The organism is Acetobacterium sp. KB-1, from assembly GCF_003260995.1.
GTDB classification, from domain to species: Bacteria; Bacillota; Clostridia; order Eubacteriales; family Eubacteriaceae; genus Acetobacterium; species Acetobacterium carbinolicum.
Window position 1 is genome coordinate 856,448 of the sequence record NZ_CP030040.1, and the last position, 21,937, is coordinate 878,384.

Genomic DNA, 21,937 nt, shown 5'->3' on the forward strand with positions numbered 1-21,937 from the left:
CTGTCTTTATTAAAACAGTTTGCTTATCTTAAGCTAAACGATACTTCACATTTGATCCTGCCACTGCCGATACACCGTATTCTTTCATCACTTCAACCAGTTCTAAAATATTGTTTTCCCAGACTTCACGCTCCGGCATCTTATAATCATTTCCCAGTGGGTATTCTAAACCAAGTGATTCATATTTCTCCGTTCCCATTTTATGGTAGGGAAGCAATTGAACCTGGATCACTTTATTTTGCAGTTCTTCTGCGATAAAACTTGCCGTTCTTCTAATGTTATCTTCATCGTTGTTAATTTCCGGGATAATCGGAATTCTGATGATTAGCGGTATTCCCGCATTAACGGTCTTTTGGATATTACTGAGAATTCGAGTATTCCCGCCACCGCAATACTTCATATGGCGATCTGAATTCATATGCTTGATATCTGTAATAATCAAATCCGTGTACGGAAAAAATTTCTCTAGTATTTTGAAATCACATTGCATACTTGTTTCGACCACCGTATTGACATGATTTTGCTTAGATACTTTCAACAACTCAAGGGAAAATTCCCATTGAACAGTGACTTCACCACCGTTTAAGGTAATTCCGCCGCCGGACTTTTGATAATAAGCCCGGTCGGCTAAAACCTGTTTCATGACTTCCTCAACGCTCATCAGCTCGCCCCATGTTTTAATTGCCTTTGAATAGCAGACATTTGCACAGACCTGACAGTCCCGGCAATTTTGGCGATCAATTTTTTGAATCCGATTTTCCATAAAAAGCAACGGAGATTCAGGTTGCAGTGGACAGACGTCAAGACAAAGACCGCATTTGTCTTTTCCGATGCATTTGATTGGATAAATACCTAGTTCCGGTTTGGGATTAATACTTTCAGGGTTGCTGCACCATTTACAATGCATCGGACAGCCCTTTAAAAATATTTCGGTCCTTATTCCTGGGCCGTCGTGGATTGTATATCTTTGAATGTTATACACCAGACCTGCTTTACTGTTCATAGCTTCCACTGACTCCAATTTCTTTTAAGAATCTCAGAACGATAATTCCGTTCTTCCGATGATATCATTTTGTAATTCTTTACTCAGTTCCACAAAATAGGCGCTGTAACCTGCGACTCTAACCAGTAAGTCAGTATAGTCGGCAGGATTTTTTTGGGCTGCCAGCAGCGTTTCTTTATCGGCCACAGTAAATTGGCTATGCATTCCTTTTTTCTGGATGAATGTTTCGATCAGGGATATTAAGTTATCTCTGCCAACCTCGCCATCCAACGCTGCGGGTGAAAACTTCCAGTTTAATAATGTACCGTTGCCCGCCTGGCTGTGATCAAGCTTGGTAACCGAATTTGCAATTGCGCTTGGCCCTTTAACATCATGGGGACTGCATAATGTATGGGTTGCTCCCATACAATCTGAAATCGGCTCATAGGCTTTTCGGCCTTCAATGGAAGCGTATTGCATTAGTCCGCATGCGACATTAACGGCGACCGAATAGGCCCCCGCCTGAAAATGACCGCCATGGGCCGTCGGTTTGCCGTTTACGTGTTTACAGTATGTCTCGAGTCCGATTTTGGTTAACATATCGGCATAATCGTCATCATTGCCATAATGATGGACCTGATCACTATTGACATAGGCATACAATTTTTCATGGCCAACCCAGTTATCTTTAGCTGCTGTTAATAATTCTTTTCCGGTTATTTTCTTTTCATCAAAAACTAATTGCTTAATTGTTGACAATGCATCTCCCACACTGCCGATCCCAACAGCTTGCGGTCCCGTGAAGTTATAAATTGCCCCGCCGGCCGTTACATCAGTGCCGGAGCTTATACAGCCTTCGATGAGATTGGATAAGAAAGGTAATGGTTTAATCTCTTGATGAATAACATCAGTCTTGTTCAGCATGGCAATCATATTGTTACACCAATATTCCATCTGGGTGTCATAGGCCTGGAGAACATCATCAAATTTTTCAAATTCTTCCAAACTCCCCGTATCAATCCCCAGAGATTTCCCCACTCCTGCACACCGTTCATAGCGAGGGCAGTCATTGGAGCATTCCATACAATGACCATGATTGATAGCCAGTTCAAGCACTTTATTGATATTAAAATACGCCGCATCATGCCAACCGTATTCTTTTCCTGTTGCATCTGGTTCTACGCAGCCAACTACCTGGTAGTTTCTTGCATCTTCAACACTTCTTCCATTGGCAATCATTGTCGGAATGGTCACATCGTCATTGAATATTTTAGGTTCACCCAGCCCCAGCCGTATCAAATTGGCGGTCTTAACTTTTAATTCATAAGGCGTATTGGCATGCAAACGAACTGCTGTCCATGGGGTTGGCACTCTGGTATGGGCGACGGCATCAAGGACCATAAAGGTCAGATCATTTGTCCCATCCATCCCGTCAGTCTTAATACCGCCAACCGTTAACGCGGGTCCGCCAATTCCGCCATTTGAAAAGATATCGATACTGATATGATCGCGGATTTTATTCATATCCCAGATCTTGATATGGAAATTTTCAATTAATTCCTGCATTTCTGCTCTAGTAGCAATCCCGTTTTTAATGTCGTTTTCATAGAACGGATACATGTATTGGTCGAATCTGCCATAAGAAATAGAGTGACCGTTTGATTCAATTTCTACCATCGTATTGGCAAAATGAACGGCTTGGATTGCTTCATAAAAAGTTCTTGGTGTTCCCTTGGCAATCTGTTCACAAATTCCGGCAATCTTTTCCAGTTCTGCTTTTCTATTGCTGTCTTGCTCTTTTTCAGACATTTCTTTTGCCAGGGCAGCATGGCGAAGAATAAAATCAGAAGCTGCTTCATTCATGATTAGATCAGCTTTTAAATTATTCATTTTCTTTATATCATCAGGATTTGTTTGATCACATTTTTTAATTTGTTCCTGAATTTCTGTTGCTATCCCGCCATAACCCATTTTAAATAATCGATCGTAATTTACGCCAAGGTGGCCCGCCCCACAGAAGATGTAACCATTGCATAAGAAAACACCTTTTTCCATATGGGATCCTTTGATTTCATCATCAGTCAAAATTGGGATTAATCGTTCTTCAACCGTATTGCCTTTCCAATAGTCTTCGATACTTTTTAATTGTTTATATGTCTCTTCCGAATGCGTAAAATAGTCATGAGTTCTATTTTCACTGTAGCCCAGCAGCCCCTGTTCCATTTCATCAATTAACCAATTTAATCCAAATTCCGGGAAAACTGACGCATTCTTTTTTGTACAGCCTAACGTACCAACCACCAATTCATTTTCGTAGATATAAATAGGAATTTTGCGCAGCACTTCTGCCATGGCTTCGGCAACTACAATAATATGCGGCTGACCGTGCAGTTTTTTATAAACTTCGGTCATGATCATTGCCCGATCTGGAATAACCTCACCATTTGTTGTCTTTTGAGTATCATCCAGGATCGCATTGATTCTTGGAAATGGTGAAGGATCGGTTACTTTACCCACTGCACCCACACCCCACACCTTGTCGAAGGGCTCAACAGCAGAAGCGATATTGCTTACTCTATTATTTTTCATATTCTTTTCCTCCTCTAAATTTGTTGGGTTACACGATTTGATCATGCAACCCAACCGCATTAATGATTGCTGATGCTATTAATCTTTTTTCACTAGATCGAAAAACGGATACGTATCATTTATCAATTTTAAAAAAGATATCAATTGAATATTTAAGAATTCTACTTCATTTCAATTTCAGGTATTTCTCGCCTGCTTTTTAGAAATCCCCAGATTAAAGCAATGATTCCCATTGCCCCGATGAGCGCTGCGCCAAAGATAAATGCCATCTGGTTATTATTTACGCCTTGTCCTAACATAGCGGCGATCGGATTAACAACATATGGTGACAAAAACATGGCCAGGTTCAGTGAACATGTTGCAATTGCGACTACCATCCCAACCGCCAGCGGTTCAACTGAGCTTGCCGCACCGATAAACAGAGCCGGCATACAAATTGAAAATGCAATTCCGCAAATAAGACTGCCCGCATAAATCATCGTCATACTGCCGGCAAATGCTACTAGTAAATATGAGCCCGACAATAACAGGAGACCAATCGCAAAAGTTAGACTTTTCGCGGTATTTGCAAGTTTCCCAAACAACATTCCCATAACAAAACCACCGAAAGCAAAGAATGCTAAGCCTAAACCGGCGGTTGCTGCCGTGCCAAGCTGATAGTCATTGATCAAAAAAGAAAGCGAATTTGAATAGATTTGACCGCCAATAAAAAAGATAAACATCAATCCTATCCAACCCCATGCTTGAGTTGTAATTTTTACTTTTTCGCTATTTTTAGAAACAACGCTTTTTTCTGGTTTTTTAAATGGTACCAGGGCAATTACCCCCATTAAGGAAATAATTCCAATAAAATGTACGTAGAACCCGATATTCCATGCAATTGAACCTAACCATCCTCCAATAAACACCATTGCACCACATCCAAGCATTTGAGCCGACGTCATGTTGCCTTGGACTTTTTCACGTTCAGCCCCTTCGAAATTCTCAGCAACTAAAGCTGAACACGTAACTTGGATAATCCCGATACCAATACCTAAGATACCCCTCATGATTAAAATCATGGTAAAATCTGTCATCAGCCCTGGAATAATACCACCAAAAAGAAATGCCAATATTCCAATAATTAAGAGTACTTTTTTTGCAACACTTTCCATTAGTTTTCCAGTTATTAATGTTACTGGTATGATTATCAAACAAGGAATCGAAATTAAACTCGTTATCATTGTTTGATTAAGATCCGGAAAGTTAGCACCAATTGTTGATAATGAACCAGCTACTCCGATAACCCCCATCATGAGTATTGCAGCACTATAAATCCCAATTTTTAATTTTTGCTTATTTTGCATTTTTCCCCTTTCCGCAGCGTTGTTTATGTTTAGTTTAAACATTGCCACACACAATCGTTAACGATTACACTAGTAACACCGTTAAGGATTGAAAAATTCATTCGTATTCGTCGCGCGCGAATCTTCATAGCGGTATTTTATCGTTTTCAGAACATCGCAATCAATGCTATCGTGCACAGACATAAAATTAACACTGTTCATTATGCACATTACAAAACCCTCAAAAAAATACTAAACCGCAGCTTAAATTTATAAGCTACGGTTTAGCCGTGTTAAAATTCATCCATATATCTCATGTAAAATATCAGTTCTTCTCTTATTTCAGGTCTTTTATAATCATCTCCAAGCAATTCCTCAATTCGGTTGATTCTATTTTTTAACGAATTTCTATGCATGTGTAGGTCTTTCGATGTGATTGTGTAACTGCTTTGATTTCGAATAAAAATCTTGAATGTTTCATAGTAGTTCGATTTGTGCTCCTGATCATAATCAATCAATTTTTGAATGAGCGGATGGAAAAGATTGTCCATTGATATTTTTTTTGCCAATAAATCCATACTGTAAATACTGACATATTCATGAAAATGATAAATATTTTTCTTATCTTTATCAACGAATTTTACAATAAAGTCAAATATTTCTTTTATATTTGGCAGTTCCTGAAAGGTTACAAAAACAGAGCTCAAAATCAAATAACAATGATTGCAATCCAAAAAATCTGATAGTTTTAATTGAATTTCATCGGTTAAATATCTTTCCTTTTCAAGTGGGATAATAATATAAATATTGGATTCCAAAAAAACACATTTTGAATTTTTTATGATTCTTTCAATATAATTCATAATTGTAATATAATAATCCGTTCTTATCATACCTTTTCGAAATGAAATAAGACCCATCTGGTATTTTGAGCTCAATTTGAACCCCAGCTTTAAGAGATGCTTATTGATGGCGTTTCGATCTGATAATTCTCCTGATATGGTATCCAGTAAAAATTGCTCATAGAAAAACCCCCGATCTGGCTTTTTATCATAAAAGGCATTAATATTTTCATTGATATGTTCAACAATATAATTAAATAGCTGAATCGTATGTTTTTCAAAGGGATTGTAAAAATCATTTTTCTTATGCATGCCGATCATCGCCACTGCATGTCTGCCATTTAGTAGTGCTGAGACTTTTAAATAATGACCGCTGATATTCGAAGGTATTTCAATTGTTGGCGGATCTAATTTAATAATATCTTTAATTTTAGGTTCGCTGATAGAAACTAAATCATAATGTTCATAACCATAACCTTCTTTCATTGCCTGCCAGATAAGATCATCAGGCGCATCCATTTTTGAACTGATCGCCAGAACGTTATGATTTAAATCCAACATACAAAGCGGCATCTCTAATATTTCGGTAGCTAAGTCGATGAGTTTTTGAAAATTGACATCCTTATAGACCAATTTATTGAATTTCTCACTTAAATTATTGTATTTTTTAAATGTGGAAATAGTAATATTGAGGATCATTTCAATTGAAATATTACTGACAACAAGGATGTTCAAGTACAAATAGTTTTCCATCTTGAAATCTCCAGGTATGCCGCAGCATAAGATATTCAAATTATTTGGTAAATATTGAGGATTAAGGAATTCTGCGGCTTTAAAAATATATAGATTGGAAGTATCCAAATCATCTGAGCCTGCAACATATAATTCGTAAGAATCAAGCTGCAACTCATCATTGCTTATATGACCAAATTTTATATAGGGTTCGATGCTGTTTTTTATAATACTCATACTTAGCTTCATGGATCTCGCTCCTCAAAATTATTTACCTATACAATTTTTTACATTTGAATAGCTGTTTTAGCTATGATAAACCGATGATTTCCCCATCTTCGCTAATATCCATACCGTTGGCTGCCGGCACTTTTGGCAGACCGGGCATGGTCATGATTGCACCAGTAATTGCTACCACAAAACCGGCGCCGGCGGATAGACGAATTTCTTTCACGTGGATGTCAAAGTTTCGGGGTGCCCCAAGCAGAGCGGCATCATCTGAGAAGGAATACTGGGTTTTTGCCATGCACACCGGCAGATGATCAAAGCCCAGAGCAACAATCTCATCCAGTTGTTGCTTGGCTTCTAAACTGAAGACCACGCCATCAGCCCGGTAAATTTCTTTGGCAATGGTTTCGATCTTTTCTTCGATGGGCAGTTCCAGTGCATAAAGCGGTGTGTAAGGTGTCGCATTCTGATCACAGAGTCTGACCACTTCTTCAGCCAGCTCGACCCCGCCTTTTCCACCTTGTGAAAAGACATCGGAGAGCACGACTTTAACATCTTCTTTTTCACAGGCCTGTTTGATGGCATCAAATTCAGCAACCGTATCGGTGGGAAACTTGTTGATGGCAACCACAACCGGCACGTTGAATTTTTTCAGGTTTTCCAGATGCTGAACAATGTTGGCACTGCCAAGTTCCACTGCTTTGACATTTTCGTTGGCCAATTCTGCTTTTTCAACGCCGCCATTCATTTTCAGCGCCCGTACGGTTGCCACAATCACTACCACACTGGGGCTGATGCCGGCATAACGGCATTTAATATCAAAGAACTTTTCGGCTCCCAGGTCGGCGCCAAATCCAGCTTCGGTTACCACGTAATCCGCCAGTTTCAAAGCAGTTTTAGTGGCCAGGACTGAGTTGCAACCATGGGCGATATTGGCAAAGGGACCGCCATGAATGAAGGCCGGGGTATTTTCCAGAGTTTGCACCAGATTGGGTTTGATGGCGTCTTTTAACAGCAATTCCATAGCCCCGGTAGCTTCCAGATCGTTGGCGGTCACTGCTTTACCGTCGGTGTTATAAGCGACGATCATCCGGCCCAGACGTTCTTTTAAATCAGTCAGGCTGGAGGCCAGACAGAGAATTGCCATGATTTCCGAGGCTACCGTAATATCATAACCGGTTTCCCGGGCAATCCCATTGGCGCGACTCCCTCTTGCAACAGTGATCCTTCTTAATGCCCGGTCATTCATGTCAACCACCCGACGCCAGACAATCCGGTCCATATCAATGTTTAAGGCATTTCCCTGATGGAGGTGATTATCCAGCAGGGCTGCCAGCAGGCTGTGGGCGGAAGTAATGGCATGGAAATCGCCGGTAAAATGCAGGTTGATATCATCCATTGGCACAACCTGTGAGTGGCTGCCAGCAGGCTGTGGGCGGAAGTAATGGCATGGAAATCGCCGGTAAAATGCAGGTTGATATCATCCATTGGCACAACCTGTGAGTGGCTGCCAGCAGGCTGTGGGCGGAAGTAATGGCATGGAAATCGCCGGTAAAATGCAGGTTGATATCATCCATTGGCACAACCTGTGAGTAACCGCCGCCGGCAGCACCGCCTTTGACCCCAAAGCAGGGTCCCAGGGACGGTTCTCTTAAGGTGGTGATGGTTTTCTTGCCAATGTAGTTGAGCGCCATGGACAGACCCACATTGGTGGTCGTTTTTCCTTCCCCAGCTGGTGTCGGGTTGATGGCCGTTACCAGCACCAGTTTACCGTCTGGTTTATCCTGATTGTCTTTTAATACCGATAGTGACACCTTGGCTTTGTGATTGCCGTAAAGCTCCAGTTGATCACCAGTTTACCGTCTGGTTTATCCTGATTGTCTTTTAATACCGATAGTGACACCTTGGCTTTGTGATTGCCGTAAAGCTCCAGTTGATCACCAGTTTACCGTCTGGTTTATCCTGATTGTCTTTTAATACCGATAGTGACACCTTGGCTTTGTGATTGCCGTAAAGCTCCAGTTGATCCTCTGGAATACCCAGTTTTGAAGCAACATCTGCAATCGGTTGCAGATTTGCTTCCTGTGCGATCTGTACGTCTGTTTTCATAAATTCTCCTATTTCTGTTTCACATAATTTAAAATGTTGATATGCTAATTCAATTTTTGATGTTCATTATAATATACTCATTTTTGTTTGTAATCGTTTTTTAATTAGAAATATCAACATACATTTCGTCAGTAATAACCAAAGTAGGCAATTTTCTTACCCAACAAAAAAGACCCGCTATTAAAAATTTTAGTTAATAATAGCTGGATCTTTTCCGTACTGGTTAAATATTTAATTGTTTTTTTTGTTAAACTGAAGGAATCTTAATCCATTGTGCCGACGGGTATTTGGCTGACATCCACTTTCTGGTTTCTGCCTTCGTCCATATAAGGATAACGGACAATTTTAGCACGAATTTTCTTCTGTTTTGTTCCCGGATCACCCCAGAGAACATAGACTTCGTTGCCAATAATGTTTTGAGCTTTTTCAATTGAACAAAGTGAAATCATTTTTTTGTAATACCATGCAATCATACGGCCGGTACTAATACCGATCTCGTTTCCATCTTGATCAAGCACCATATCAGCATGGTAACTCGGATGACCGAAAGAAAAATCATCAGGCATAGCAATATCCTGGAAAGGGTCTTCGGTAAACTGAGAACGGTGTATCTCGAGAATATCATCGATATTCCACTCAAGGGTGGTCATTTGTCGATAAGTACCTTCTTCTTCAATTTTCATTAGCGCTTCTTTTCCAATGAAATCATGATCGTAGTTGATGGTTTTACCCCAACCGAGTTCAATTGGGTTACGATATCGTTTTTGAAGATCTTTGCCCATACTTCCGCTAAGCGCATCATTCGAAATCAAATCGCCTGCTACCATGCCATTGGCTGATAAAAATGCAGCAAATGCTTCGTTTTCAAACCATGGGAACAGGAAGTCAATATAAGCTTGCGGGAAACCATTTTCCCAATGGGTCATATTATAAGCAGCGACTCCAAGTCGCTCAATGCCATATTTTTGGCCGGCCTTCATGATCATCTCAAACACAGGAATGGAATCTTCAATATTGCCATGGACCTCGTACGCCAATGAACCTGCCATCCCGACACGAATAATCGTTACTTCGGCGCCGGCTATTTTTGTTTTTTTCATTCCAAAGAATGGGATATCATGTAAATTAACGCCGCTTGCCGCATCAAGAATCTGTAACGAAGTTGGTCCGCCTAGTTGGAATAAAAATACTTTTTCTGTTAAATCTTCGCCCCAAACATCCATTCCGCTTGTATGAACACAGTACGCAACCCATGGTGCCAGCCAGTAGGTAATGAACTCTTCTTCACCAGTTCTCATCAGTACGCCATCCATCATTACTCTGCCTGCTTCGTCGCACATGATTCCATGCTTGCCTTTATTGATCGGGAATGTACCAAAGGAATTGCCAAAATATTTATTTAAAAACTTGAATGAATCAGGACCGCCAAATTTATATGTCGGCGACGGATTTAAACCAGTGTGAATATAACAGCTTTCATGCCATGCCACTTCTTCCGCTCTCCAACCACTGTACTCGCTTGGCTGCAAACCCGCTTGATAAGGATTTGCGGCATAGGTGCAATAGTGATGCAGATTTCTTGCTTGAGAAAGGTCCGGTGGAACGACCGGGCTGTGAAATAAACCAAAATTCGTTTCTTTTTCATAACTTAATGCCAGTTCTTTGTAACTCATAAAATTACCTCCCGTATTTGTAAATGTTTTCTAAGGTCATTATAGATCGTTTTCATTTTTATTGAAAACGAATAAATAGAATCCTCTCATTCCAAATATTCGTAAAGAAAAGATTATATATTGCTTTTTGTGTTTTATTCTTTTCATTTAGTTAATTTTTGATCATTAACGAGATTAGTTGCAAACTAAGCTGTGAAACTTAATTTATTATCGTAAAGACAACTTTATTTATTTATTATTTGATCAAATTATTTTAAATTAGTAAAATGCTGCAATACATATTTTACAGAAAAAAGCCTTCCAGATCAAAATAAATTAATCTGGAAGGCCCAATATACCCTGGAATATAAAATTGAGTTAAATGGTCTAAATCCTTTTATCAAAGATTCTTCAAAAATCCAACTTCAGTTAATATTTCATCATAAGCATTGAAGAGCCATTACTATGTGGATGCTTTAGATAAATTATTGTTTGAATGAATAATAAATTCGCTCCATTACATTTTATCGAACAAGTGCATACATACACGAATCAGCTAGTTCGGAGTTTTTATAAACACTTTTCTTAAATGTTCCTTCCAGTTGAAAGCCAGCTTTTTCTAAAGCACGGCGGGCACCACTGTTTTCGGAAAATGGTCTGGCATAGATTCGCATGAGATCGGATCCTGAAAAAACTTTTTTGCATAATTCGATAATTGCTTGTGTCGTGATCCCTTTTCCCCAGTAAGATTCTCCCAGCCAAAACCCTAATTCACCGCTTTTACAGCCAATATCATCTTGCCTCAGTAGGCTAATTGAACCTGCAACCTGATCATCAATGACAATCGCTTGACTTATTTGTTTTTGTCTGAATTGCGTCTTATTTTTTAGGATAAATAAATGAGCATCGTCCAGCGTATACGGGTACGGAAAGGTATTTCGCAAATGGCCGGCCACTTGGGGATTATTTGCGAGTGGCACAATTTTCGGTGCATCGGTCAGCTCCCATGCTCGTAATTGAAATTTCATCGGTTAACTCCCTGATTTTATAAATTTTTTAAGGATATGATTCAGCGACACGGTCATTGAACCATAATTTTATTTCTTTCTTAAACGATTCTTCTGAATCGCTGCAATGAATCAGATTATGACAATTTCGGCCTTCCTGATTGGCGTCCGCCATCGAGTCTTTTCCATAATCTCCGCGAATTGTTCCTGGAAATGCCTTGCTTGGATCGGTTGCGCCGGTTAAAAGCCGGGCGTTTGGAATCGCATCCGGCCCATCCTGGCTTAAAATGATCGGTATCATACCCTTGTTCAGCAAATCTGATACGATGATCGTTTTAAACGTTGGTCCGAGTTTTTCTATGACTTCTTGATAATGCTGCAAAATCAAGGTTTCACTGGCTTTTTTAAAACCAACTATTTCAATCCCAAAATTATGTTCTTTAAAACGGCTGATAATGGTTTCAACCAATTCAGCCGCCAGCGCATCGGGTTTCATGATGATAAATGCATAAGATTTCATTTTCTTAGCCTCTCTTTGATTTAAATTTTTGAATTTTTTATTTCTTAAAAAACCTTTTTATTAAAAAACAATGATCCGATCCGTACCAGTCATTGTGATAGGGGCAACAATCACTGGTACGCTGAATCATTGTTTTTTAATTTATTTGGAACGATTTATTAATGAAATGTATGAAATAAATCTGCGGTAGTATTGGTATTGTTCAGGTTTTAGCTTTTGTTTTTACTAACTCTTTTAAAATACTGGTTTAATCCATTAATGATTGAGATAAACTTTATGACAAACCGATGATTTCCCCATCTTCGGTAATATCCATCCCATTGGCGGCCGGCACTTTTGGCAGTCCGGGCATGGTCATGATTGCACCGGTAATCGCCACCACAAAACCTGCTCCGGCGGATAAGCGAATTTCTTTTACGTGGATATCAAAGTTCCGGGGTGCGCCCAGCAGGGCCGCATCATCCGAGAAGGAATACTGGGTTTTCGCCATACACACCGGCAGGTGATCAAAGCCCAGGGCAACAATCTCATCCAGTTGTTGCTTGGCTTCCAGACTGAAGACCACGCCATCAGCCCGATAGATTTCTTTGGCAATGGTTTCGATCTTTTCTTCGATCGGCAGTTCCAGTTCATAAAGCGGTTTGTAAGGAGCTACATTTTGATCACAGAGTCTGACCACTTCTTCAGCCAGCTCGACCCCGCCTTTTCCGCCCTGGGAAAAAACATCAGAGAGAATCACTTTTACCTCTTTTGCTTCACAGGATTTGATGACGGCATCAAATTCGGCAGCCGTATCGGTTGGGAATTTATTGAGCGCTACAACAACCGGCACTTCAAACTTCTTCAGGTTTTCCAGATGCTGAAGCAGGTTGGCACTGCCGGAAACCACCGCTTTGACATTTTCTTTGGACAATTCCGCTTTTTCGACGCCGCCATTCATTTTCAAAGCTCGAACGGTAGCCACAATCACCACGGCGCTGGGGCTGATACCAGCATAACGGCATTTGATGTCAAAGAACTTTTCGGCTCCCAGGTCGGCGCCGAAGCCGGCTTCGGTTACCACGTAATCCGCCAGTTTTAAAGCGGTTTTAGTCGCCAGGACCGAGTTACAGCCGTGGGCGATATTGGCAAAAGGTCCGCCATGAATAAAGGCCGGGGTATTTTCCAATGTTTGCACCAGATTAGGTTTGATGGCATCTTTTAACAGCAGGGCCATGGCGCCGGTGGCTTCCAGATCACTTGCGGTCACCGCTTTACCGTCGGTGTTGTAGGCTACGATCATCCGTCCCAGACGTTCTTTTAAATCGGTCAGACTGGAGGCCAGACAGAGAATCGCCATGATTTCTGAGGCCACGGTAATGTCATAGCCGGTTTCCCGTTCAACGCCGTTGGCGCGACTGCCTTGTCCGACGGTAATTTTTCGCAGGGCCCGATCATTCATATCCACTACCCGACGCCAGACAATCCGGTCCATATCAATGTTTAAGGCGTTTCCCTGATGGAGGTGATTATCCAGCAAGGCTGCCAGCAGGCTGTGGGCGGAAGTAATGGCATGGAAATCGCCGGTAAAATGCAGGTTGATATCATCCATTGGCACAACCTGTGAGTAACCGCCGCCGGCAGCACCGCCTTTGACCCCAAAGCAGGGTCCCAGGGACGGTTCTCTTAAGGTGGTGATGGTTTTCTTGCCAATGTAGTTGAGCGCCATGGACAGACCCACATTGGTGGTCGTTTTTCCTTCCCCAGCTGGTGTCGGGTTGATGGCCGTTACCAGCACCAGTTTACCGTCTGGTTTATCCTGATTGTCTTTTAATACCGATAGTGACACCTTGGCTTTGTGATTGCCGTAAAGCTCCAGTTGATCTCCTAAAATACCCAGTTTTTGGGCAACATTTGCAATCGGTTGCAATGTTGCTTCTTGTGCGATTTGTACGTCTGTTTTCATTTTCAATAATTCTCACTTTCAAAATAATTCCCATTTTTTATTAGATCTGATTGTAAAATACTCCCCCGTTCATCAGCCAGTTTTAGAGTTGACCAGCTAATGCCAGGGGAGCCTGTCACATTAAAATTTTATCAAAAGAGATTTTTCAAATTGAGGGAGGTTTTCAATCTGATTTTTTCTTTAAACTATTATTTAACAGTCGGATGCGGTATTTTTTCGACATCAAATGTTTCGTTTCGGTATTCTTCATTGTAATATGGGAACGCCGCAATTTTTGCACGAATTTCCATCTGTCTGCCATCTGCGTCTCCCCAGATTACAACGACATCTTTGCCTTCTACTACTTTATCTCTTTCCAGATACGCCAGTGAAATCATTCTGCGATGATAAAAATCCTGGGTTCTTCCGGTGGCGACCCCAATTACTTTTCCATCAAGCATGACTTTACTCATAACGAAAGGTCTTTCGCCGCCATCACCTGTCGATGTAATATCAGCAGCCGGTTCAACATCTTGTCCCATGAAGGAGGAAGCAACGACGGCCGCCACATCTTCGGCATTCCATTCTAAAGTCGTTATTTTTCGCGGTGGATTATCCTTAATTTTTAATAATGTTTCTTTCCCGATAAAATCGTGATCCCAGTTGATCAGATAATCCCAATCAAGATCAAACGGAGTTACAAACGCATTTTCCACATTGTCGCTGGCACTGCCCTCAAATGGATAGTTTGTTCTTAAGTAATTTGCATAGCTGCAATTTTTCATGTCATCTCTTAATTTATCGGATTTCATGTAATCAGCCATTTTTTCACCACTGGTCAGTGATGGATACCAGAACTGAATCCATTGGTTTGGATAACCACCCTGGGTGTGATTTCTGCAGTACTGGGCAAATCCCAACCGTTTGATTCCAAATTCTTCACCGGCTGCTAAGATCGCTGCAAATGCTTTGTCGGCATTTTCCAATGCTCCATGCATCTCATAAGCAAGACATCCTGACATGCCAAGTCTGACAATGGACATATCGGTTCCAGCAATTTTAACGTCCATTTTTCCGGCAAATTTCATTTCGTGTAAGTCGCTGCCGGTCGCTTTTTCCATAATTTCCAGCGATTTGGGTCCATCGATTTGATAAAAGTATTCATCATAAACCCATTTTCCTTTAACGTCCATCCCAAGGGTATCAACATAATATGAAACGGCTGGTGCCAGCCAGTATGTCCGTAGAGTCTGTTCATCGATGCGGGTTACCAAACCATCCGCCAGCAATTGCCCTTTTTCATTGCAAAGCAGTGCATGTCGTGAAGAGCTAACCTTCAATTTTGAAAAGTCTCGGTTGACACAAACATAGTTCATTAATTTATCAGCATCCGGTCCATACACATCATATACCGGTGAAATATTTAAGAAAGCTCCCAACCAGGCACTGCTGCGTGCTGCCAATAATTCTTCTTTTGGAGACGTTACCACTGATGGTAAAAATTTACTGTTACCAAAGTGCATAAAATGCAATGCACCATTATTTACAGAATGATCAATAGAAAACATATTAAAGTACTCCTTGTTATCGTTTTTAATTCTATACCGGCCAGTATAAGCTTAGCTCAATTATAGATCCTGAGACAGAAATTGTGAAATTCTAAATTTAGCAGTTATTTATACCAAAATTGCATAAGTGACCTTGCTATCACAACAATATTTTAGTAAGATGTAAGTAACGGAGGATACTACCGATGATAAATATTGATTATATGATTGAATACATCACCTTGGCTGAAAACTTGAATTTTTCGAAAACCGCAGAAATTTTACATGTTGCTCAGCCTGCTTTAAGTCGCCATATCGCTGCTATTGAAGAGGAAATGGGTGTCAAACTCTTTTCGCGAAGTACCCGCAGTGTCGCCATTACCCCAGCCGGGAAATCTGTCTATGATCAATTTAAAAAGATCATCCGCATCTATAATCAGACTTGCGAACAAGCTTTGATGTTGTCTGATGAAGCATTTGGAACATTAAAAATCAGCAGCCCTTACTATTGGACTGCTGATTATACGGAACCGATTGTTTTTGAATTTTCGAAATTATATCCGCAGCATCAAATTGAAATTATCTCCTGCCAGCCTAACGAGGGTATGAACCAGCTAAAACGCGGTGAAAGCGATCTTTTACTGACCTGCGATTTCGGCTTTGAGCCGGATAGCCATATCCGCAGATTTGTTTTCGCTACTGAACTAATGGGTGTCATTCTATTAACTGACAATCCTCTTGCGCAAAAAACATCGATTTCCATTGCCGATTTAAATGACTGCGTGTTAATCCTCTTGAATCCGGAAGATGCCTATAACAATATTTTAAATACCGAAATCCTGCGATTATTCGCCACTTATCAGATTGAACCGGCAAAGATTGTGTATTCCCAACAGGTTGATACCATCGGCATGGTTATCCAGAAATCTCAGGGCATTTCGATTGTCCCCTATGGCCTCAGACATATGGATCGGGATTATACCAAGATGATTCCATTAAACAAAGCTGAGCTTACCATGCAAACAAGTTTTTACTACAAAATAGGTAATAACAATCCTTTGATCCCGCAGTTTTTGCGGGTAGCAAAAGATGTTTTTGCTCATTAATAAGATGCTCTTTCAAAATACCTCTAAACTGTTAAAGAAAAAATCAGCAAGCTGAAATGGATGCTATTGATAACATTTAGGCATTAATGTATCATTGAAAAAAACATAGAGATGCTTTATAATTTAAATAATATCCCTCAGCACTACATAAAACCATACATGAATTAAGCTATCTCATTATGATCTTTGTGTTGAAATTAAAATTGGAGGAAGCCCATGTCGCGAGTTGATTTTCTGGATTTCAGACTTTATCAGATCCAGCTTTTTCTGGTTGTCTGTGAATGCAAAAGTTTTACCACTGCTTCACAAATGCTAAATACCACCCAGTCCGCTGTCAGCAAATCAATTACTTCAATGGAAACAACACTTGGCTTTCCTCTATTTGAAAGAAAAAAAAATCGACTTGAACTGACCGAAGCCAGCCGAATTCTATACGCTGAGTGGAAGCATGCAATCCGCAACATTCAGTCATCAATTGATAAAGCTTATTCTGCTTACTATAAGCGACAATCCAGTTTAATCATTGGTGAGCCTGATTCCATGCGGACTGATAAAGATTATCTGCCTGCAATCAAAGATTTTCAAGTAATGCATCCCGAGTTAAATATTTCATTTGTTGAAAAGCCCATCGGAGAACTGATCTCGAATCTTTTGACCGATGAATTAGATGTTGCGATTACTGTTGATTATGAAATTCCCTCATTAAAAAATTTAGATGTTAATTGGAAGATCATTGCCGAAAGTCCGAAGCTTACGATTATTATGCATATCAACAATCCGCTGGCTGCGAAAGATAAGTTAGAGATAATTGATTTAAAGAATGAAGAATTTATCGTCATGTCTCCGCTGGGCCATCAAAATTACATCGATCTGTTAGTTAGACTATGTAATGCCCAAGGGTTCGAACCTAAAATCAATTCTTCTGCCCCAAACGCACGATCGATGATGAGTACATTAATCCGTTCTCAATCTGGAATCGTATTAGGTAATCGATTTCTTTATGATGGCAATAGCCCGGAATTGAAACACTTTGAACTGGATAATACCGAGAGCAGTTTGATTATTGTGTGGAAAAATCAAACAGAACGGCCAATTGTCAATGATTTTATTAAGGCGGTTGTAGAAAATGAGCAATACAAAGATGTTAATTGAATATCCCAATCTCCCCGGTAGAGAAATATCAAAATCTTTGATATTGGCAGCATTAATCACTGCCAGTAAGATGATTCCTCAGTATTCCGGTGCACTTCCCGCTCAATCATCACTAGAAAAGCGGCCTCACTACCGTGACAATCAGAATCCAACCTGTACATCCCAACGGCTACCGGTAGCAGCCATCATTTTTTCAAACCCTTCTCCCACATAAAAAAGTCACATCTACATCACCATTTTCATCGATACAGATGTGATCTAATGTTTGCCTAACCAGTTCCGGCCTGATTTCATCAATCTTGCCATACTCTGCTAACAAGCGTTTCATCTCCCCTGCCCAATAATCTTTCAAAGCATCCCCGCTTGGTTTGATTTCTTCCGGATGATCTACCAGGTGATTCCAGGCGTTTATGAATAGTGTTTCGGTAAATTCAACTTTTACTTTGATATCTGTACAATACATTTCTCTTGGCCCAGGAAGTTTTCTTCTATAACTTTTACTGGGATTTTTAGCCCATAGCGTTCTCGGAGGCGGAGTATACAACTTCCCCTCAATCAGCGTTCCCTTTTTACCTTGAAAGGTTTTGCAGCGCCAGTATTTCTTACCTTCATTATCAGTCAACTGCATAAAGGTGCTGCCGCAGGTTCCACAGATGATTCTGCCGGCAAAAGGAAAGCGATCACTTTGATTGTGATATCGACCATTTGTGATGTGATGATCTTTACAGTATTGTTCTTGCCGCATAAATTCAAGCTGGACCAGGTCCCAGATTGGTTTTTCAATAATCGCTGGATGGGTATCTTCAACATATGGCTTCGGTAATTCGCCCTGATTCTTGGCTCGTTTCTTGGTCAAACAGCAGGTATTGTAGGTTTTTTGAAACTGCGTGTCCCCTTTATATTTCTCATTGATCAATACTTTTTTAATATGGCTTGGACACCAGCCTTTTCCACCATAAGCCATTGGTACTTTTTCATCTGTCAGTCGTTTTGCGATTTGATACCCACCATAGCCGTCCAGAAATTCCTGATAAATGCGCCGGACAATGACCGCCTGCTCTTGATTTATTACCAGATTGCCTTCATCATCTTTATCGTAACCCAGAAACTTTCCACTGGGAATACTTTTGATGTTGCCCCGCTCATACTGCTTATGAATCCCCCATTTCACATTGTCCGATTGTGTCTGGCTTTCATTTTGAGCAACCGCTAAAATCAGGGTGAGTAGCACCTCCCCCTCGCTTTTGTTGGTATGGATGTTTTCTTTTTCTAAATATACATCAATCCCCAGTTCACTAAGTTCCCGAATGCAGTTAAGGCAATCCAGGGTATTTCGTCCAAACCGGGAAACCGATTTTGTGATGATCATCTCGAACTTGTGCTCCCTGGCATCGGCCATCATTTGGTTGAAGGCTTCTCTTTTTTTAAGGCTGGTACCCGATATTCCTTCATCCGCATAAATCCCTGAAAAAATATAATCCTCATTTTCCTGCAGCAATCGATTATAGTAATCAACCTGGGCTGCATAACTGGATGCCTGCTCATTGCTTCCGCTGGAAACCCGACAATAGGCGGCGACTTGAAGCTTCTTTTTAGTCTCATCTGCACAAGCCTCAACTTCTTCATTGCTCTTTGTTGACGGGTCTAAGCGAAAAATCTTTCTTAGTTTTTGTGTGATGGTTTTTTCCATAACACTGCTCCTCTACAATTATCTGTATTTCAGTACTTAATAAATTTTGGTCTTCCATCAATTCTTTTAGAATCTTTTCCTTTATCCGAACGCCCTTACAAACCGATTTTCCTTGTTGCAAATAGGTTTTACAAATCCAAAAGATTTGTTTCTCATAACCCGTGACGCGAATCAGGGTCTGGTGACAGTATGGGCAAATGAACCTACCTGTAAATGGGTAGGTCTTTTTTGAACGAGTTTTTCTTAATTCCTGAGCTTTTAACCAGTCTACCTGATCGATAATAGGCGGGAAACAATCACGCACATAATATTTATTTTTTTGTCCTTTATTCCTTTTCAGGTTTCCTTTCTCATCAACAAACGATTTTTGAAGAAGGCAATCCCCCATATACTTTTCATTCGAAATCACCCGAAGGATTCTTTCCGAGGTCCAAACCCTTTTAAATTCAATCGGTACTTTTTCTTCATTAAAATCTTTTGCAATCTGATAACCAGAGATTCCCGACAGATAGCGCTTAAAAATTAATCTGACAATATCAGCTTCGTTGGGCTTTATCACAGGATTCCGATTCTTATCGGTCGTGTAGCCAAAGACACGGTCCGGACTGTGTAACGTCTTTCCTGCCTGGTAGTTCTTTTGAATGGACCATTTGATGTTCTGGCTTACTGATTTTCGTTCTGCTTCAGCAAGAGACCCAAGAACTGTTAACATTAACTCCCCTTCAGCATTAAGGGTATTAATATGGTTTTCTTCAAAAATCACACCAACGTTTAACTGTTTTAATTCCCGGATTGTTTCAAGTAAAAACATGGTATTTCTGGCAAATCGAGAAATGCTTTTTGTAATGATTAAATCAATTCCCTGATTTCTTACCGCCTCCATCATGGCATTAAAAGCAGGGCGATCATTCTTAACACCGGATACCCCAGCATCTGAATAGATGCCACAAAACTCATAATCCGGATGTGACGTGATTAGACGCTTAAAATACTGTTCCTGGTTCTCCAGTGAATTTAGTTGCAGATCGTGACCAGTTGATACCCGAATATAGGCACAGACCCGTTTGAGTTGATGATGTGAAATCCCCTTTCTTTTAGTGATCGTTTTGATTTCTCGATTTTCAGCCATCTCATATTCCTTTCATTGGCCATTTTATCTCCGCTCCATCTTTAAACCGAAAGTTGACTTCATCCTTGGAGAGAACAACCATCTCTAAAATAGTCCGACGCCAGAGGGTTTCATCAAACTCTGTGAGTAGCTGGTCGCGTTTTTCAAGAATACCCAGAAAGTCATGAATCTGATTCTTCTGGGCCTCCCGTTTTCTGATTTCTTCGGTTAAGGCCATATGGCGATTGCGAAGTTTATCATAGCTCTCAGCATAGGTGTTGTACCGGCGCTGGTATTCCTCCTGGTCCATCGCTACCCGGGTGTTTTCACTGACAAAGGCATCAACCATCATTTCAATGGAGCTGCATTCCTCATCGACTTTCTTCAGTTCTTCCTCTAAATTCTGACAATCTGTTAGCTTCTCAATCATAAGGCGGTAATTCTCAAAAATCTCTGCTTTATTTTTAATAAGGTGATTCATGACTTCCACGAATATTTTTTTAATGGTTTCATCATATAAGTGCGGTGTGCTGCATTTGTCTTTTTCCTTAAACTTGTTATTACACTGCCAGACAGTATGCTGATATTTGCTGCCCGCATGCCAGACTTTGCTACCATAGGCACTACCACAATCGCCGCAAATAATCCGGCTGGAGAAACAACTTTGACAAGCTGTATATCCGCCTTTTGATTTTCTTCTCGCAAACTCTTCCTGCACCAGGCCAAAGGTTTCTGGTGGAATGATGGCTGGGTGACTGTTTTCAACATAATATTGAGGAACTTCCCCTTCATTTGTTTTTGTTTTTTTAGTCAAGAAGTCCGTCGTGTAGCGTTTTTGCAGTATTGCATCGCCCTTGTATTTTTCGTTTTTAAGAATGCTGATCACCGTTGACACCGGCCATTTTTGTCTTTTCGTTGGGCTTAAAATGTTTAATGACATCAACTGTTTGGCAATGGATGATGGCGTGTGACCTTCCAGAAAGAGCTTATAAATAAGTCGAATTGTCATTGCTTCATCTTCAACTATCTGCGGCAATCCATTCTCCCCTTTTACATATCCTAAGAAGCTCTTGTAAGGTAGGGAAATATTTCCGTCAGAAAAACTTTTTCGTTTCCCCCACGTCACATTTTCTGAAATTGAGCGACTTTCGTCTTGTCTAAGGACGCAAAAAATAATACAATTTAGCGTAAATGGCATTACGCTAAATTGTATTATTACGCTAAAAAGTATGATTAGTCAGCTCCTATCTGAAAACTTTTGTAATTAATTAAAACCTTCATCAATGAAATCAGTACATCGGTCTTTTATAATATGAGGTATTTATACGCTGAACTATTTCTCATTTTCAGAGACAATTAATTGCTCAAAAATGTAATTCTTAATTAGCATATTATAGTGGGAAAATATAACAACTGTAGAAGGA

Annotated in this window: 16 protein-coding genes and 2 pseudogenes; 3 read left to right on the top strand and 15 right to left on the bottom strand. The window is 40.4% G+C overall.

The genetic code is table 11. The features are described from left to right. Nucleotides 1-28 precede the first annotated feature (28 nt). From DOZ58_RS03985 to DOZ58_RS04050, 12 genes and pseudogenes are all read right to left on the bottom strand, one after another. Nucleotides 29-1,003 (bottom strand): glycyl-radical enzyme activating protein, encoded by a 975-nt coding sequence (locus DOZ58_RS03985; RefSeq protein ID WP_111887124.1) that lies wholly within the window; start codon nt 1,001-1,003, stop codon nt 29-31. 33 nt (nt 1,004-1,036) lie between these two features. Further along, nucleotides 1,037-3,571 carry a pyruvate formate lyase family protein gene (locus DOZ58_RS03990; RefSeq protein WP_162624409.1) on the bottom strand — a complete coding sequence of 845 codons (2,535 nt, stop codon included), beginning with the start codon at nt 3,569-3,571 and terminating at the stop codon, nt 1,037-1,039. A gap of 161 nt (nt 3,572-3,732) precedes the next feature. Then, nucleotides 3,733-4,959, bottom strand: a complete 1,227-nt coding sequence (locus DOZ58_RS03995; protein WP_242988599.1) for an MFS transporter — start codon at nt 4,957-4,959, stop codon at nt 3,733-3,735. A 230-nt stretch (nt 4,960-5,189) separates the two neighbouring features. After that, the gene (locus DOZ58_RS04000) at nt 5,190-6,719 is read right to left on the bottom strand and encodes a CdaR family transcriptional regulator (RefSeq protein ID WP_111887127.1); all 1,530 of its coding nucleotides are present in this window, start codon (nt 6,717-6,719) and stop codon (nt 5,190-5,192) included. A 61-nt stretch (nt 6,720-6,780) separates the two neighbouring features. Next, nucleotides 6,781-8,112, bottom strand: a pseudogene (locus DOZ58_RS04005) (formate--tetrahydrofolate ligase); the annotation flags it as partial. 97 nt (nt 8,113-8,209) lie between these two features. Further along, a pseudogene (locus tag DOZ58_RS04015) lies at nt 8,210-8,548 on the bottom strand (formate--tetrahydrofolate ligase); the annotation flags it as partial. A 34-nt stretch (nt 8,549-8,582) separates the two neighbouring features. Next, on the bottom strand, nt 8,583-8,807 hold the full coding sequence (locus DOZ58_RS04025) for a formate--tetrahydrofolate ligase (RefSeq protein ID WP_111887131.1): 225 nt from the start codon (nt 8,805-8,807) through the stop codon (nt 8,583-8,585). A gap of 263 nt (nt 8,808-9,070) precedes the next feature. After that, nucleotides 9,071-10,480 carry an aminomethyltransferase family protein gene (locus DOZ58_RS04030; protein ID WP_111887132.1) on the bottom strand — a complete coding sequence of 470 codons (1,410 nt, stop codon included), beginning with the start codon at nt 10,478-10,480 and terminating at the stop codon, nt 9,071-9,073. A 503-nt stretch (nt 10,481-10,983) separates the two neighbouring features. Continuing rightward, nucleotides 10,984-11,487, bottom strand: a complete 504-nt coding sequence (locus DOZ58_RS04035; RefSeq protein WP_111887133.1) for a GNAT family N-acetyltransferase — start codon at nt 11,485-11,487, stop codon at nt 10,984-10,986. Between the two features lie 28 nt (nt 11,488-11,515). Beyond that, on the bottom strand, nt 11,516-11,986 hold the full coding sequence (locus tag DOZ58_RS04040; protein ID WP_111887134.1) for a nucleoside-diphosphate kinase: 471 nt from the start codon (nt 11,984-11,986) through the stop codon (nt 11,516-11,518). A gap of 274 nt (nt 11,987-12,260) precedes the next feature. After that, complete coding sequence (locus DOZ58_RS04045) at nt 12,261-13,931, bottom strand: formate--tetrahydrofolate ligase (protein ID WP_111889674.1); 1,671 nt, start codon at nt 13,929-13,931, stop codon at nt 12,261-12,263. Nucleotides 13,932-14,119: 188 nt separating this feature from the next. Continuing rightward, entirely contained in the window at nt 14,120-15,478 is a 1,359-nt protein-coding gene (locus tag DOZ58_RS04050) for an aminomethyltransferase family protein (protein WP_111887135.1), read from the bottom strand. A 185-nt stretch (nt 15,479-15,663) separates the two neighbouring features. On the opposite strand from DOZ58_RS04050, the gene DOZ58_RS04055 reads away from it, so the two are divergent. The 3 genes from DOZ58_RS04055 to DOZ58_RS18465 all read left to right on the top strand — a co-directional run bounded on the left by DOZ58_RS04055 (nt 15,664) and on the right by DOZ58_RS18465 (nt 17,929). After that, the gene (locus DOZ58_RS04055; protein WP_111887136.1) at nt 15,664-16,563 is read left to right on the top strand and encodes a LysR family transcriptional regulator; all 900 of its coding nucleotides are present in this window, start codon (nt 15,664-15,666) and stop codon (nt 16,561-16,563) included. A gap of 216 nt (nt 16,564-16,779) precedes the next feature. Further along, nucleotides 16,780-17,715: a LysR family transcriptional regulator gene (locus tag DOZ58_RS04060; RefSeq protein WP_111887137.1), complete on the top strand. Its 936-nt coding sequence runs from the start codon at nt 16,780-16,782 to the stop codon at nt 17,713-17,715. Next, nucleotides 17,690-17,929: a hypothetical protein gene (locus DOZ58_RS18465; RefSeq protein WP_162624411.1), complete on the top strand. Its 240-nt coding sequence runs from the start codon at nt 17,690-17,692 to the stop codon at nt 17,927-17,929. Before DOZ58_RS04060 ends, DOZ58_RS18465 begins: the two co-directional genes overlap by 26 nt. Here DOZ58_RS18465 and DOZ58_RS04065 read toward each other — a convergent pair. From DOZ58_RS04065 to DOZ58_RS04075, 3 genes are read right to left on the bottom strand one after another with little or no spacing between them, the layout of a single operon-like run. After that, the gene (locus DOZ58_RS04065; protein ID WP_111887138.1) at nt 17,909-19,405 is read right to left on the bottom strand and encodes a recombinase family protein; all 1,497 of its coding nucleotides are present in this window, start codon (nt 19,403-19,405) and stop codon (nt 17,909-17,911) included. The two genes, DOZ58_RS18465 and DOZ58_RS04065, sit on opposite strands and share 21 nt — an antisense overlap. Then, a complete protein-coding gene (locus DOZ58_RS04070; RefSeq protein WP_111887139.1) occupies nt 19,338-20,534 on the bottom strand; it encodes a recombinase family protein in 1,197 nt (398 codons plus the stop codon). The genes DOZ58_RS04065 and DOZ58_RS04070 overlap by 68 nt, the downstream gene beginning before the upstream one ends. Before the next feature lies 1 nt (nt 20,535). Continuing rightward, nucleotides 20,536-21,549: a recombinase family protein gene (locus tag DOZ58_RS04075; protein WP_242988600.1), complete on the bottom strand. Its 1,014-nt coding sequence runs from the start codon at nt 21,547-21,549 to the stop codon at nt 20,536-20,538. Nucleotides 21,550-21,937 lie beyond the last annotated feature (388 nt).